This is a genomic window from Mesorhizobium sp. ORS 3428 (genome assembly GCF_001854785.1).
Taxonomy (GTDB): Bacteria; Pseudomonadota; Alphaproteobacteria; order Rhizobiales; family Rhizobiaceae; genus Mesorhizobium.
The window spans coordinates 23,117-35,795 of the sequence record NZ_MDFL01000146.1; the positions used below are offsets into that span (position 1 = coordinate 23,117).

The 12,679-nt window shown below is 62.1% G+C and carries 14 protein-coding genes and 2 tRNA genes; 14 read left to right on the forward strand and 2 right to left on the reverse strand.

The window, feature by feature from the left end:
• Positions 1-26: 26 nt before the first annotated feature.
• Both ORS3428_RS24980 and ORS3428_RS24985 read right to left on the reverse strand, forming a co-directional pair.
• Positions 27-1,481 carry an NAD-dependent succinate-semialdehyde dehydrogenase gene (locus ORS3428_RS24980; RefSeq protein WP_172833729.1) on the reverse strand — a complete coding sequence of 485 codons (1,455 nt, stop codon included), beginning with the start codon at positions 1,479-1,481 and terminating at the stop codon, positions 27-29.
• A 187-nt stretch (positions 1,482-1,668) separates the two neighbouring features.
• Positions 1,669-1,743: transfer RNA gene (locus ORS3428_RS24985), tRNA-Thr, on the reverse strand.
• Positions 1,744-1,970: 227 nt separating this feature from the next.
• Here ORS3428_RS24985 and ORS3428_RS24990 point away from each other — a divergent pair.
• The 14 genes from ORS3428_RS24990 to ORS3428_RS34475 form a co-directional block, all read left to right on the forward strand.
• Positions 1,971-2,210 (forward strand): hypothetical protein, encoded by a 240-nt coding sequence (locus ORS3428_RS24990; protein ID WP_071100966.1) that lies wholly within the window; start codon positions 1,971-1,973, stop codon positions 2,208-2,210.
• A gap of 142 nt (positions 2,211-2,352) precedes the next feature.
• Positions 2,353-3,645, forward strand: coding sequence for a UDP-N-acetylglucosamine 1-carboxyvinyltransferase (murA, locus tag ORS3428_RS24995; protein WP_071100967.1), 1,293 nt, complete (start codon positions 2,353-2,355; stop codon positions 3,643-3,645).
• Between the two features lie 194 nt (positions 3,646-3,839).
• Positions 3,840-4,274, forward strand: a complete 435-nt coding sequence (locus ORS3428_RS25000) for a DUF2948 family protein (protein WP_071100968.1) — start codon at positions 3,840-3,842, stop codon at positions 4,272-4,274.
• An 8-nt stretch (positions 4,275-4,282) separates the two neighbouring features.
• Entirely contained in the window at positions 4,283-5,575 is a 1,293-nt protein-coding gene (hisD, locus tag ORS3428_RS25005; RefSeq protein WP_071100969.1) for a histidinol dehydrogenase, read from the forward strand.
• 2 nt (positions 5,576-5,577) lie between these two features.
• Entirely contained in the window at positions 5,578-6,063 is a 486-nt protein-coding gene (locus ORS3428_RS25010; RefSeq protein WP_071100970.1) for a UPF0262 family protein, read from the forward strand.
• Positions 6,063-6,515: an arsenate-mycothiol transferase ArsC gene (locus tag ORS3428_RS25015; RefSeq protein WP_083355285.1), complete on the forward strand. Its 453-nt coding sequence runs from the start codon at positions 6,063-6,065 to the stop codon at positions 6,513-6,515. The genes ORS3428_RS25010 and ORS3428_RS25015 overlap by 1 nt, the downstream gene beginning before the upstream one ends.
• 87 nt (positions 6,516-6,602) lie before the next feature.
• Complete coding sequence (gene infA / locus ORS3428_RS25020; RefSeq protein ID WP_006200926.1) at positions 6,603-6,821, forward strand: translation initiation factor IF-1; 219 nt, start codon at positions 6,603-6,605, stop codon at positions 6,819-6,821.
• 119 nt (positions 6,822-6,940) lie between these two features.
• Positions 6,941-7,567 carry a Maf-like protein gene (locus tag ORS3428_RS25025; protein ID WP_071100971.1) on the forward strand — a complete coding sequence of 209 codons (627 nt, stop codon included), beginning with the start codon at positions 6,941-6,943 and terminating at the stop codon, positions 7,565-7,567.
• Positions 7,564-7,782: a DNA gyrase inhibitor YacG gene (gene yacG / locus ORS3428_RS25030; RefSeq protein ID WP_071100972.1), complete on the forward strand. Its 219-nt coding sequence runs from the start codon at positions 7,564-7,566 to the stop codon at positions 7,780-7,782. Before ORS3428_RS25025 ends, yacG begins: the two co-directional genes overlap by 4 nt.
• A gap of 164 nt (positions 7,783-7,946) precedes the next feature.
• Positions 7,947-8,022: transfer RNA gene (locus ORS3428_RS25035), tRNA-Phe, on the forward strand.
• Positions 8,023-8,234: 212 nt separating this feature from the next.
• Positions 8,235-9,545, forward strand: a complete 1,311-nt coding sequence (locus ORS3428_RS25040; RefSeq protein ID WP_071100973.1) for a tyrosine-type recombinase/integrase — start codon at positions 8,235-8,237, stop codon at positions 9,543-9,545.
• Between the two features lie 538 nt (positions 9,546-10,083).
• A complete protein-coding gene (locus ORS3428_RS25045; RefSeq protein WP_108723177.1) occupies positions 10,084-10,914 on the forward strand; it encodes a type IV toxin-antitoxin system AbiEi family antitoxin domain-containing protein in 831 nt (276 codons plus the stop codon).
• Positions 10,904-11,824 (forward strand): nucleotidyl transferase AbiEii/AbiGii toxin family protein, encoded by a 921-nt coding sequence (locus ORS3428_RS25050; RefSeq protein ID WP_040990352.1) that lies wholly within the window; start codon positions 10,904-10,906, stop codon positions 11,822-11,824. Before ORS3428_RS25045 ends, ORS3428_RS25050 begins: the two co-directional genes overlap by 11 nt.
• Positions 11,825-12,509: 685 nt before the next feature.
• The coding region (locus ORS3428_RS34475) for a helix-turn-helix transcriptional regulator (RefSeq protein WP_443136876.1) at positions 12,510-12,679 on the forward strand (170 nt) is incomplete at its 3' end.

A 12,679-nucleotide genomic window follows, 5' to 3' on the forward strand; every position in this document is an offset into this window, starting at 1 on the left:
GGCGCCACTTTTGGCCCGTCCGCGCTTCAGATGCCGCCCATGCAGAGATATTTCATCTCAAGGTAGTCCTCGAGGCCATGGCGCGACCCCTCGCGCCCGATGCCGGACTGCTTCACCCCACCGAAGGGAGCTGCTTCCGAGGACATGCGTCCGGTGTTGATGCCCACCATGCCATATTCCAGGCCCTCGGCGACGCGCCAGACACGCTTCAGGTTCGAAGCATAGAAATAGGCGGCGAGACCGTAGATCGTGTCGTTGGCCTCGCGCACGACCTGATCGGCATCCTCGAAGCGAATGATCGGCGCCAATGGCCCGAAGGTCTCTTCCTGCGCTACTGCCATTTCGCTGGAGATTTCGGTGAGAACAGTCGGCTGGAAAAAAGTGCCGTCGCCGATCCGGCCTCCGCCACATCGGATTGCGCCGCCTTTTCCTAAAGCATCGGCTATATGGGATTCGATCTTGGCCAGGGCATGCCGGTCGATCAGCGGCCCGATGGCGACACCCGGATCGAAACCGTCACCGACCTGAAGCTGGCGAACCCGCTCCACGAATTTGCCGACGAATTCGTCATGAACGCCCGATTGGACGTAAAGGCGGTTCGCAGAAACGCAGGTCTGGCCGGCATTGCGGAACTTCGCCTGGATCGCCCCGTCGACGGCGGCATCGATATCGGCATCGTCGAAGACAATGAAAGGCGCATTGCCGCCAAGTTCGAGGCTGACTTTCTTGATCTGGTCCGAGCACTGGCGCATGAGCAGCCGCCCGACCTCGGTCGATCCGGTAAAGCTGATCTTGCGCACTTTGGGATTGTGGCAGAGCTCACTTCCCACCGCAGCACCCTCGGACGCGTAGATGAGGTTCACGACACCGTCGGGAAAACCGGCCTCCGCGGCGAGCGCAAACATGGCGCCCGCCACCAGCGGTGTCTGTTCGGCAGGCTTCAAGACAATTGCGCAGYCCGCCGCCAGCGCCGGCGAGATCTTGCGCGCCACCATCGATGCGGGAAAATTCCAAGGCGTGATCGTGCCGACGACGCCGATGGGCTGCTTGATCACCAGCATGCGGCGGTCCGTCGACGGTGCCGAGATCGTCTCGCCGTAGATGCGATTGGCCTCCTCGGCATACCATTGCAGATAGGCCGCCGCATGCGACACTTCCGATTTGGCTTCGGCAAGCGGCTTGCCCATCTCTGCGGTGAGGATCGCGGCAAGATCGTCGGTGTGGGTAACGATCAACTGATGCCATTGCCACAGCATTTCGCTGCGCTCGCGGGCGGTTAGCGCTGCCCAATCGGCCTGCGCGACATAGGCCTTGTCGATCRCTGCGCGCGTCTCCTCGACGCCCATGTCGGGAAGCTCCGCCAGCAGTTCGCCGGTCGATGGATTGAAGACCTCGAATGTGCGCCCGCCAAGCGGCGCGCCAAGCGCCGGCACACGGTCGATCGCAGCAAAGAGGTYGGGACGTTTCAGGTGGCGGGTCATCGGCAGGCGCAGGGGCAATACCGGTTTCCTCCTCGGCAGGTTGACGTATTAGAAATGTCACCATGTATTCCGCGCATCCGCCGGTTTCATAGGGCCTAGGACGGACGGCGGTAGACCCACCCCGAACAACTTCGAAGTTCGTCGATACGAAGGACGGCGCGACAAGCGAATTGTGCCGAGCGGACGCTGGTGCTGCGAGAGAGGATTGAACTCTCGACCTCTCCCTTACCAAGGGAGTGCTCTACCACTGAGCTACCGCAGCCTGCGATGGCGGCGCTTCTGCCATATCGAACCGGCAAGCGCAAGGCCAAGAAAGCCTAATGTGCGTTGCATGCCTTTGCCCCAAAACGCTGCGCCGCTTTTTGAGCGACATGGAACCTTCGACGCGGGCGTGAAAGCTACTCCGCAGCGGGCTTTCGTGACATGGCGGCGCCACAATGCTAGCTATCCCGGGACCATAGCCGGCTGTCCGCCTGCGAGGATCAGACGATGAACAACCAGCCAAAGCCACCGAACAAAAGCGACGGAGAGCGCAAGGACCGGCTCGCCGAGGCGTTGCGCGCCAACCTGCAGAAACGCAAGGCACAGGTGCGCTCGCGGCGGGCGGGCGATGCCGACAAAGGACACTCCGGCGACGCCGACAGGCAGCGCGTCGGCGACGCCGACAAGCAGCACGCCGGCGATCGGCCGGAAGGGCCGTCGCCTGCTGAAAAAATGCAAAAAGACTAACTCAAATCAGCCACACTGGCCGGCACACTTGGTCCGGACTTGGCGAAATCCTATTTCTTGAACCGAGCCGGCCGATGGTCTAGAGCCGGACATACTCAAACCGATTGAAGGCGGCCCGTCCGGGCCGAGGGGACGTTCTCATATGGATCGCATCAGAATTGTCGGCGGCAATGCGCTCGCCGGAAGCATTCCGATCTCGGGCGCAAAAAACGCGGCACTGCCGCTGATGATCGCCTCGCTGCTCACCGACGACACGCTGACGCTGGAGAATGTGCCGCATCTGGCCGATGTCGAGCTCCTGACGCGCATCCTCGGCAATCACGGCGTCGATTATTCGGTCAACGGCCGGCGCGAAAAGCAGCAGGAAGGCTATTCGCGCACCATCAATTTCTCCGCCCGCAACATCGTCGACACCACCGCGCCTTACGAGCTGGTGTCGAAGATGCGCGCCTCCTTCTGGGTCATCGGCCCGCTGCTTGCCCGCATGGGCGAGGCCAAGGTGTCGCTGCCCGGCGGCTGCGCCATCGGCACGCGTCCGGTCGACCTGTTCCTGGAAGGCCTGCAGGCGCTGGGCGCCGAGCTCGACGTCGACAATGGCTATGTCGTTGYCAAGACCAGGAACGGCCGGCTCCACGGCAACCGTTACGTGTTCCCGAAAGTGTCGGTCGGCGCCACGCATGTGCTGATGATGGCGGCCTCGCTCGCCAAGGGCGAGACGGTGCTCGAAAACGCCGCCCGCGAGCCGGAGGTCGTCAATCTCGCCGAATGCCTCATCGCCATGGGCGCCAAGATCCACGGCGCCGGCACCTCCACCATCACCATCGAGGGCGTCGAGGCGCTGTCCGGAGCGCGCATCCGCGTCATCCCCGACCGCATCGAGACCGGCACCTATGCCATGGCGGTGGCAATGACCGGCGGCGACGTCGTGCTGGAAGGCGCGCGGCCCGACCTGTTGCAGACGGCGCTTGATGTCATTGCCGAGACCGGTGCCGAGATCACGCCGACCAATGCCGGCATCCGCGTCCAGCGCAACGGCGCCGGCATCGCGCCGGTGGATGTGACGACCGCGCCCTTCCCGGCGTTCCCGACCGACCTGCAGGCGCAGTTCATGGGCCTGATGACGATGGCCAAGGGCAAGTCACGCATCACCGAGACGATCTTCGAGAACCGCTTCATGCATGTGCAGGAGCTCGCCCGCCTCGGCGCCCACATCACGCTCTCAGGCCAGACGGCGATCGTCGACGGCGTTGCCAAGCTGAAGGGCGCGCCCGTGATGGCGACCGACCTGCGCGCCTCGGTGTCGCTGGTGATTGCCGGCCTTGCCGCCGAAGGCGAGACCATCGTCAACCGCGTCTATCACCTCGACCGCGGCTTCGAGCGGCTGGAAGAGAAGCTTTCCGGCTGCGGCGCGGTGATCGAGCGGATTTCGGGCTGAAGGAGCCGGTGCGGCGGCGCGTCGGTTGCACAGAGCGGAAAGACCCACTAGAGCGTGGTTGATCTCGATCTGATCGAGTTCAACCACGCTCTACGTTTTTGTTCGGGCATGATCTTTTGCGAAACCGCTTTCCACTTTTCGGGATCATGCTCTAACAGAACGTTGAACCGTCAACCTTCAGGTGCGCATTCCGCATGGCCGCTCTCAAGCTCATCGCGCTCGACGACCAGGACCTGAGCATCGTCTCGGCCCATGTCCAGGACGCCGTGATGAAGGTCTCCGACCTCGAATACCTGCCCGCGGCCAAGCGCTTCGTGCTGACCATGAACCGCTTCGTCTGGGAGGCGAAGTCCGGCTTCTTCCGCCAGCATAATGAACGACGCCAGAGCGTTTTGCATTTCGACCGCGTGCTCGGCGCCAAGACCAGCGGCATTGCGCGCGATAAACCGGCCGAGGTGCTTTCGCTGCTGGCGATCAGTTTCATCGCGATCAGCAAGCCGGCCGGCATCATCGAGCTGGTGTTCTCGGGAGGCGGCACGATCATGCTCGACGTCGAGTGCATCGAAGCACGGCTCGCCGATGTCGGCGGCTCCTGGGAAGCCACCTCGCGCCCTGTTCACAGGACCTGAGCATATCAATGGCCATCACGCTTAGCCAAACCGACGCCGATTTCGAGCAGCGCTTTTCGGCATTCCTCACCACCAAGCGGGAAGTGTCGGCCGATGTCGAAGCAGTGGTGCGCGACATTGTCGCACGGGTGCGCGGCGAGGGCGATAAGGCGCTTGCCGACTACACGCTGAAATTCGACAAGGCCGATCTCGGCAAGCTCGGCATCGCCGTCTCCAGGGACGATATCGCCAAGGCCTATGCGGCGGCGGACCCCGCCACCGTCGAGGCGCTCGAATTCGCGCGCGACCGCATCCGCTCGCATCACGAGCGGCAGAAACCGAAGGACGACCGCTACACGGACGCCGCCGGCGTCGAGCTCGGCTCGCGCTGGACGGCGATCGAGGCCGTCGGCCTCTATGTGCCAGGCGGCACGGCGAGCTATCCGAGCTCGGTGCTGATGAATGCCGTGCCGGCCAAGGTCGCCGGCGTCGAGCGCATCGTGATCGTGGTTCCGGCCTCCGGCGGCGCCATCAATCCGCTGGTGCTGGTGGCGGCCGACCTCGCCGGCGTTTCCGAGATCTACCGCGTCGGCGGCRCTCAGGCCGTCGCCGCACTCGCCTACGGCACCGAGACGATCAGGCCGGTCGCCAAGATCGTCGGACCGGGCAACGCCTATGTCGCGGCGGCCAAGCGCCAGGTCTTCGGCACCGTCGGCATCGACATGATCGCAGGGCCGTCCGAGGTTCTCGTCGTCGCGGACGCGGATAACGATCCGGACTGGATCGCGGCCGATCTGCTCGCCCAGGCCGAGCACGACGCATCGGCGCAGTCGATCCTGATCACCGACAATGCCGGATTCGGTAAGGCGGTGGAGCAGGCGGTCGAGCGCCAGCTGAAGGTCCTGCCGCGCGCCGCGACGGCCGCCGCGAGCTGGCGCGATTTCGGCGCGGTGATCCTGGTGCCTACCATCGAAGCCTCGCTGCCGCTGGTCGATCGCATCGCGGCCGAGCACGTCGAGCTTGCCTTCGACGACGCGGAAAGCTTCCTCGCCAGGATGCGCAATGCCGGCGCCGTCTTCCTCGGCCGTCACACGCCGGAAGTCATCGGCGACTATGTCGGCGGCTCCAATCACGTGCTGCCGACGGCGCGCTCGGCGCGCTTCTCGTCGGGCTTGTCCGTGCTCGATTTCGTCAAGCGGACGTCGATCCTAAAGCTCGGCCCGGAGCAGCTCAAGGCGCTGGCACCGGCGGCGATCGCGCTCGCCAAGGCGGAAGGTCTCGACGCGCACGCACGCTCCGTGGCGATCAGGCTGAACATGTAGCAATGTCCGGTCGCCACCAAAACCGCGACAGGCTGATCGACGTCGAGCTCGACGAGTCGATCGGCCGTTCGACGCCCGATGTCGAGCACGAGCGGGCGGTGGCGATCTTCGACCTGATCGAGGAAAACAGTTTCCGGCCGGTCAATGACGACGGCGCCGGTCCTTACAAGCTGAAGCTGTCTTTGGCCGAGTCGCGCCTGGTTTTTGCCGTCAGCCGGGAAGATGACGCCGAGGTTGTCACTCACATCCTGTCGCTGACCCCCTTGAGGCGCATCGTCAAGGATTACTATCTGATCTGCGAAAGCTATTACGAGGCCATCCGCTCCTCGACGCCCAGCCATATCGAGGCGATCGACATGGGTCGGCGCGGCCTGCACAATGAAGGCTCGCAGACGCTGATGGACCGGCTCGCCGGCAAGATCGAGATCGACTTCGACACGGCGCGCCGGCTGTTCACGCTGGTCTGCGTGCTGCATTGGCGGGGCTGATGCTGGCCGCGCTGCCGCATTCGATCCTCTTCTTGTGCGGCATGAACGCCGTGCGCTCGCCAATGGCCGAGCAGTTGGCGCGGCGCGCGCTGCCCGCCACCACCTTCGTTGCCTCGGCCGGCGTTCGCAGCGGCGAGCGCGACCCCTTCGTCGACGCCGTGCTTGCCGAAATAGGCCTCACGCTCGGCGAGCGGCAGCCCAGAACGCTGGACGAGTTGGAGGACGATTATTTCGATCTGATCGTGACGCTGGCTCCGGAAGCGCACCACGCCGCGCTCGAGCTCACCCGCTCGCTCGCCGTCGAGGTCGAATATTGGCCGATGCCCGACCCGACCGATACCGGAGGTACGCGCGAGCATATCATGGCCGCCTATCGGGACGTGCGCGAGCGGCTGAAAGTGCGCATTGCCAAGCGTTTTGCGCCGCCGGAGGTAAAAGGCGCCGCCGATTAAGCATGTTCACAAGCGGGCGATTATCATATAGGTTCCGCCGCAAATTCCGGCCGGCCGCCGGAACCGTCATCCAAGCAAAGGTATCGAATGCCGAAGGAAGAAGTCCTCGAATTTCCGGGCGTGGTCACGGAACTGCTGCCCAATGCGATGTTCCGGGTGAAGCTCGAAAACGAGCACGAGATCATCGCCCATACGGCCGGTCGTATGCGCAAGAACCGCATCCGCGTGCTGACCGGCGACAAGGTCCTGGTCGAGATGACGCCCTACGACCTGACCAAGGGCCGCATTACCTATCGTTTCAAGTAAGATCGCTAGAGCGGTTCAGCGTTCGATGAACGGCTCTAACCAATTGTTTTGACGCAATTCCGATCGGAAACGGTTAGGCACCTCTCCCGGAATTGCTCTAGGGTTCGGCTGGGGTAGCGATGAGCCTTTTGCAGAAGCTGGTGCTTGCCTCGGGTTCGCCGCGCCGCATCGAGCTGTTGCAGCAGGCCGGCATAGAGCCGGATCRCGTGCTGCCGGCCGATGTCGACGAGACGCCGCTGCGCGCCGAGCATCCGCGCTCGCTGGCGAAGCGCCTTTGCAAGGAAAAGGCCGAAAAGGCGTTTGCCTCGCTGAAGAGCGAGGACGATTTTGCGCCGGCCTTCATCCTCGCCGCCGACACGGTGGTGGCGGTCGGGCGCCGCATCCTGCCCAAGGCAGAGACGATCGACGATGCCGTGAACTGCCTCGGCCTGCTTTCCGGCCGCTCGCACCGGGTCTATTCCGGCATCTGCCTGATCACGCCGGGCGGCAAGCTGAGGCAGCGTCTGGTGGAAACCAGGGTCCGCTTCAAGCGGCTGCCGCGCGAGGAAATCGACGCCTATGTCGCCTCGGGCGAATGGCGCGGCAAGGCCGGCGGCTATGCCGTGCAGGGGCTGGCCGGCGCTTTCGTCGTCAAGCTGGTCGGCTCCTATACCAATGTGGTGGGCCTGCCGCTCTATGAGAGTGTCGCGCTGCTTTCCGGCGAAGGCTTCAAGGCGCACCGAAACTGGCACGTCGCGCGGCCATGAGTCCGGACGACAAGGTAACGCCGCTCAGGCCAAAGCGCCCCTGCCCCGAATGYGGCAAGCYGTCTGTGCGCGAGTACTATCCGTTCTGCTCGGCGCGCTGCAAGGACATCGACCTCAATCGCTGGCTGAAGGGCGCCTATGTCATTCCCGGCCGCGACGGCGAGGAAGAAGACGACGGCTCCAAACAAGGCCCTTCGCCCAAAGACGAAGAGTGAGGCACGCGGCAATCAGTCGTTTCGCGGCAAGCTTTCTTTCCTGACGAAATCAACACCTAAGCGCTGGACAGGCCGAATTCCCGTGCTATAACCCACGCGCTTTCGAGGGGGCGCCGCCCGGTGCTCCCGTGAAACCCGGCGCGCGGTCCCGCTAGCCGGCACAGGCCCAGATAGCTCAGTTGGTAGAGCAGCGGACTGAAAATCCGCGTGTCGGTGGTTCGAATCCGCCTCTGGGCACCATCCCCTCTTCTCCCGACATTCCCTTTCGCCGAAGCTTCTGCGCTTCAGTCTCCGCAAATGGCTGAATTTGCTTACCTTTTCGGCGCGTATGTCGTGGTTGGGCGAATTTCATCGCAGTTCGGCAAATTTCGTCCAACGGGGCGAGGTGTTGGTATTTTTGTTGGTATCTGAGACCCTGTTGGTATCGAAGCGCCAAAACAGGAGGTCCCACAATGRCTCTCTCCGACGTGAAATGCCGCAACACCCGGCCCGCGTCCAAGCTCCAGAAGCTATCCGACGGCGGCGGGCTGCAGCTATGGGTCCAGCCGTCGGGAACAAGGCTATGGYGCCTCGCCTATCGGTTCGACGGGAAGCAGAAGCTGCTGTCTCTGGGCAGCTATCCTGTCATTTCTCTCGCTGATGCCCGCCAAGCGCGCGATGAAGCCAAACGCCTCCTCAAGGCTGGTGCCGACCCGGCCCAGCAGCGCAAATTCCAGAAAGCTAGTTCGCCAAAAGACACCTTTCGCTCAATCGCAGACGAATATGTTGAGAAGCTGAAGAAGGAAGGACGTGCCGATCGAACGATCAGCAAAGTCAAATGGCTCCTCGACTTTGCCTATCCGACAATCGGCGACGAGTGTATTCGGGAGATCGATACCGCTACCATCCTTACCGCCCTTCGTCGCGTGGAGGTTCGCGGTCGATACGAGTCGGCCAGGCGCCTACGCTCAACAATCGGCACTGTGTTTCGATTCGCAATCGCGACAGCACGCGCCGAGGCAGATCCGACGATCGCCCTCAGGGGCGCGCTCATCAGCCCGACGGTCACGCCTCGTGCCGCGATTACCGATCCTAAGGCCTTGGGCGGCTTGCTGAGGGCGGTGGATGCATTTGACGGACAGCCAACAACCAGAGCCGCCCTGAGGCTGATGGCAATGCTGTTTCCCCGCCCGGGTGAGCTGCGCGCGGCAGAATGGGGAGAGTTCGATTTCGAAAGCTCGGTGTGGATCATTCCTGAAGCACGCATGAAAATGCGAAGGCCGCACCGCGTACCCCTTTCAAAGCAGGCAGTAAGCGTCCTGACCTCGCTTAAAGAACTCTCTGGTGGTGGATCGCTGCTGTTTCCTAGTGTTCGATCGGAYTCGCGTCCGATTTCCGACAACACACTTAACGCCGCGCTGCGCCGTATGGGCTACRGCAAGGAGGAAGCTACCGCGCACGGTTTTCGAGCAACGRCATCAACCCTGCTAAACGAATGCGGAAAATGGCATCCGGACGCCATCGAACGGCAGCTGGCCCACATTGAGAACAACAACGTTCGTCGTGCCTACGCCCGGGCAGAGCATTGGGAAGAGCGCGTCAAGATGATGCAATGGTGGGCCGATTACCTGGATGAACTCGAGAGCAAAAACGCGCGGGTAATCTCAATCGTGGGGCGCGGCAAGCCTGTTGTCCATACACGACCGCGGGAGTCCACTCGGAACCCAACAGCCACAGTTCACCAAAAATCGAGGCGAATCTTCAACCTCCGAAAATCACATTAACAGCCGAAGATGCCGAAGATGCCGAAGCTGGCGTGAGATGGTGGGTCCGGTATATCCTTATCTCGTATGGTCTGGCGGGCCTAGTTGCAAGAATTCGGATTGAGGGTCCGCGCTGCGCGAGACCACGTCGACCTGAAAAGGATAAGATGCAAGTACGTTGGTTGCGGGGACAGGCTTCGAGCTTTGTCCAAACTTCTCCAATTCCATGGTTTTGCCGAGGATCGACAAAGTCAAGGATGCCGATCAGTTCGGCGTAGCTCTCCCTCGCAGCAATTTCGTGGTGGGGACCTATCACGCCGTGGTTTAGATTAATCCCATCGCTGGCACCCCAACGCACGTTCGATAACGGTCTGGAAGATCCGGATTTGGGCGGGGCGAAACGGACGTACTCCTCGGCAGCGTCTCCCCCAGTCCTCCAGGTGCGCCATGCCGCCTTCCCCCGCTATTTTCTTTGAAATTCTCAAAATATGTGTACTCTCAATACCCCAAACGAGGCAACATCAAAGAGCCACCCTCGTCTCTTTGATAACGATCTATCATGATTACCATGGGTACACTGAAAGAAGACAAGCTAAAGAGCGTTCTCGAAGCCGTCCCCGCCGGCTTTGTCGTGGACGCGCCCTGGCTGGAAGCCCACGGCGTCAGCCGCTTCCTGACCCGCAAGTATATAGACAGYGGCTGGCTGGAGCGGCTTGAGCGCGGCGTATTTCGCCGCCCGGCGCCGCAACCCATCCCGCTCGACTGGCAAACTTGCCTGCTGTCCCTCCAGCACATCATGAACTATCAAATCCACGCGGGCGGCGTCACCGCGCTAGCCTTGCAAGGGTTCAGCCACTACCTGCCGCTCGGGGGCCGCGCCCGAGCCTGGCTGTACGGCGACGGAATGCCGACATGGCTGCCGCGCCTGAAGCTCGATGCGCCGCTGATCACCCGTGGCCTGTCACTGTTCGGCGATCCCACTCTCGGGCTAACGGACAACAAATCAGGTGACCCGGGTACGACGCTGCCCTGGGGATGGGCCTTGCGTCTCTCGTCCCCGGAACGCGCCATCATTGAAGCGTTGGACGAGTTGCCGGACAACGAAAGCTTTCACAACCTCGACATGGTGTTTGAAGGGCTTGCGACGCTAAGCCCGCGCCGGCTCACGGCGCTGTTGCAGAGCTGCCGGAAGATCAAGGTCATACGCCTGTTCTTCGTCTTTGCCGACCGCCACAATCACGCGTGGCGGCAGCATCTGAATCCCGATGAGTTCCAGTTCGGCACCGGAGACCGCGCCCTGGTGAAGGGCGGCAAAATTCACCCCCGGTACCGCATCATGGTGCCGACGGAGTTTGTTCAAGCGAAAAAGGATGGTGCCGATGGCCCGTGAAGTCTACGCCGCCCAGGTCGGCCTTCTCGTCCGCCTGCTGCCCTTCATCGCACAGGAGGAAGTGTTCGCCCTTAAAGGCGGGACCGCCATCAACCTGTTCTACCGGGATATGCCGCGCCTTTCAGTGGATATCGACCTCACCTACCTGCCGGTACGCGAGCGGGCCGAGAGCCTTGCCGACATCGACGAAACGCTCAACCGGATCGTCGCCGCCGCCACACGCGGCATACCCAAGCTCGATGCCCGCCGCATCGAGGGGGGCGGCGGCGGCGCGACCCGCATCCGCGCGCACCTTGATGGTGCCGAGGTCAAGATAGAAACCTCACCCGTGACGCGCGGCGTCGTCCACGATCCCGAGAAGCGCACCGTATCGCCCGCCGTCGAGGACGAGTTCGGCTTCGCTTCGATTCAGGTTGTGTCATTCGAGGACTTGTTCGGAGGCAAGCTTCACGCGGCCGTTGATCGCCAGCATCCGCGCGACCTGTTCGACGTGAAGCTGCTGTACGAAAACGAAGGCTTTACCGATGCGCTGTTCCGCACGTTCCTGGTTTATGTGGCGAGTTCGCCCCGGCCGGTACAGGAACTGATTAAGCCGAATCTCAGCCCGCTCGACAAACCCTTCGTGCAGGAGTTCGCCGGTATGACCACGATCCCGGTCACCATCGAAGATCTCGCCGCGGCCCGGGACCGGCTGCTGGCGGACATTGACAGCCGGATGGACGACACCGCGCGCGAATTCCTGATCGCGCTGCACGACGGCGAACCGGACTTCGAGGCCATCGGCCTGCCCCTGGCTGCTAACCTCCCCGCGATCCGCTGGAAGCTCCTGAACCTGAAAAAGCTCATAGCGGAAAATCCGGACAAGCATGCTGAACAGAAGGCAGAGCTTCTAGAAAAGCTTTCCCGCTAAAGGGACCATCGCAGAGTGAAAATGGAGGGCTCCTGGCGCTTTGACATACCCGGTCCCCATATCGCTGGAAACCGTGCGCGCATTCGACACGAGTCCTGCGTATGCGGCGACAGATTGCGGACTTGCATGTCGTTGTCATGCGCAACGGAAGCGGGGTCATCAAACGGCTCCTTGGAATAGAGGTGGCGCTGCGCGTGGGCAGCAGCGTCACCTTGCCTGAAGCAAGTCCCTATGAGCCGGCCGATTACGTCCGACCAATCAGGCCAGGATGCCTCGCCTGCACTGGATTAATGACCTCCGAGCAAGACTTTCCCGCGAAGCGAGTTCGTCAATTTGATACTTAACCGTCAATCACGATAAACCAGAGATATCGACCTAGCGCATAGAACCTGCGCCCGCCCCTCGATAACAGTCCTCAAGATAACGCGCTCAAAGTCCGGGCTGCGATCCATCCGTTTCCCACCTCGCTACCAGTTTGCACCGAATCGGCTTGGCCAACGGCTTCCGCCTTACGTGACCTTCTTTTCTAAATGAGGACGATCTCGTCGCTGCGGAAACCGTACAGGGATAGACTTTGTGCTTCGACACCAACACGCCCGGGGTATAAGGACTCCTCGACATAACAAGCCGTCCAACCTTTGGAATGCTCACGTCGCCGCAGGCACCAGCCACAGGGGCGGCGTCCATGAAAAATGACGGAATTTCGTATCCGCCACGAGGCCTTTCTCGTGAAGAGTCGGCCCGGTATGTTGGTGTTGGATCGACTCTTTTTGATGAGATGGTCGCTGATGGACGTATGCCAAAACCTAAGCGCATCAACAGCCGTGCCGTCTGGGATCGTGTAGCTCTCGACAT